The sequence below is a fragment of the Rothia sp. HMSC073B08 genome, assembly GCF_001812975.1.
In the GTDB taxonomy this organism is placed as follows: domain Bacteria; phylum Actinomycetota; class Actinomycetes; order Actinomycetales; family Micrococcaceae; genus Rothia; species Rothia mucilaginosa.
The window spans coordinates 6,434-8,825 of record NZ_KV811084.1; the positions used below are offsets into that span (position 1 = coordinate 6,434).

Below are 2,392 nucleotides of genomic sequence, written 5' to 3' on the forward strand. Positions count from 1 at the left end.
CCGTCACATCGCGGCGCGTCAGATTGCTATTCTTGGACTGCGGCGAAGGATCAGGCAGAATCTGACGCTCAGCAAACCAGCGTTCAGCCGCCTGCGACTCATCCTTATGCGTCAGATTCACGGGAATATCCTCGACAGCAAGCTGCTCCACCGACTCGCCGGCACCATCCTTACCGGGAGTGACCTTCTCCAAGACCAAGCGATACGCACCCGAATAGTTCAGCTGCTGAGCGATCGTCAGGTTCAGTTCCGCCCTGCCATCCTTGATGCGCTCAGAGGGGATCGCCCGCTGGAACACCGTCTGACCGGTCAAACGCCCCTGCTCATCAACATGCTGCACCGAGAGGCGGTACGATCCTTCACCCGGCGCATAGAGCTCGGTAGCGCGCACCGTAAACGAGTTCGTCTGCGCGTACGGGTTCAGCCTCACCGCCCCAAGATGCAACGCAGGATGCGCGGTTTCCTGATTGGGGGAACGTACCGGAAGGAACTCAGCAACATCATTCAGCATGGAACCCGGAGAACCTTCCATGCCGGGGGAAGGCAACCCGTCCCCATACATGCCAATAAAGTAGAGCTTGCCCGGCTTCAACGTACCCGCAGGAATCTTCAGCTCCGTGCTGAAGTAGTTATTGCGGAACCACCTGGAGCTAACCCCGGAGTACGTGTAGTCCACTTCCTGAGTGAACACAGGCTTACCCACCATCTTTCCCGTTGCAGGGTCAGCCTCATAGATGGCGACGACCGGCGACTCATTAGAAATCAGTTCACTAGCCTGGGAGAGGACATGGCGTCCCTCAACCCGCAGCGTCGTATCCTTCCACGGGTTATCGATAGCGGATTGACTGAAGGTGTAGGTCCCACGGGTCGGCTGCGTTTCCTGAACCACATCAATATGGGCGCGGGCATACAAACGGTTCGACCTACTCGAAGGTTCCGGCTCAAAATCATCCAACGGGTAGTACGACATCACCACATCGAAGAGCGTACCATTGGCAACCTCAAGGTACTGCGGGGGAACCTCAAACGTGTAGGTGAGGCTACCGTCCGGGTTCTCCCGCACCTGATGCTCCAAGTCCTTGAGCATCCCGCCGTACTCCTCGAGAGGCGGATAACTATGGTGCTCCTCATACACGTACACCGATCCGTGCTTCACCAGAGCCAGCTCGTAGAAAGCGTACTTCTGACGGAATTCAGCGCTCAACGGGGAAGTCGTCACCGACACCGTACCGCCCTGAGAAATATTGAGGGTCCCCGAATCAACCTTCAACTTAACATTCGCCGGGTTCTCCCAATCAACAGCATCAGCGGCAGGAGGGACCATCGGAAGCTGCGCGCTCACCGTGAACTTATGGCTACCGTACGAATACTTAGAGTCCGAGAACACCACACGCACTTCAGCCATCGAACCGCGAGAAGAAGGCCTATAGGAGGAATCACCGTGAACCTTATACTCAACCTCCACGGTCAGAGTGCCGTCAGCGTTGCGGGTTACCAGCTCGTCATGCTTATCGTACTGGCTCGCTACATCAGTCCTCGCAAAATATCCCTGCTCACCAGAGGTAGCGTTATAAATCGACACAGAGTCAAGGTAGTACCCCAGGTCCACCTCGGGTGAAATATTAGAAATAGTCACCTTATAGACGCGGTCCTGACCGGGATCAAAATTCTGCGCATCAACAGATACCTTCGGCAGGGTATTCCTGAACGAATTATTCTGATACGCCATGTGTGCGGGGTTATTGCCCACCGGAACGAAGGGGAACTTACGCGACAGCTTATTCCACCCGTGGGTTTCCACACCAGAAACACCCAGGGAATACCCCTTACCGGACTTCAGGACTCCCGCAGGGATAGTGACCTTCTTCTGGAAATAGCCGTTAGGAATCAGGCCTTTGAAAATGCGCTGATTCTCTTCCGTATCCGGTGCCTTCAGCTCACCAAGCGAAGCCACATTATCGTTCGTGACCTTTCCTTGCTCATCATGCTCGGACAAGGTGAATTTTACAGAGCTGACATCCTGAAAACCGGTACCCGTCAACGTCACCTCAACCGGCTGACCTGAGGCAATCTGCTCCTCAGAAATAGCCGAAACATCATAGGTGATGGAGGGGAGCACAGCCTTCGGGAGGTTGAGCTCCACCGGCAGCGCCGCACGGACGCGATCCTCAGTGTTCCACGCATAGGGGTGCGCATCATCTACAGGGCGGTAGGTGAGAATGACCTCGTACTCCAGGTTTGCCGGCAGGCTATTTGCCGGAACCGTCAGGTCAGCACTGAAATTGCCGTCAGCAGCCGGTTTCGGGGCGTCAAAGACAAGGCCTCGGTGATCAACCTTCTGGTAGGGGTTGGCGTAGGTCGAAGAGCCCTTCGGGGCAATTGTGAGGCTACG

At 55.7% G+C, this 2,392-nt stretch carries 1 protein-coding gene; it reads right to left on the reverse strand.

Annotated elements, in window-relative coordinates; translation table 11 throughout:
* A partial coding sequence (locus HMPREF2884_RS07090) for a siroheme synthase (protein WP_070616410.1) occupies positions 1-2,392 on the reverse strand: 2,392 nt, incomplete at both ends.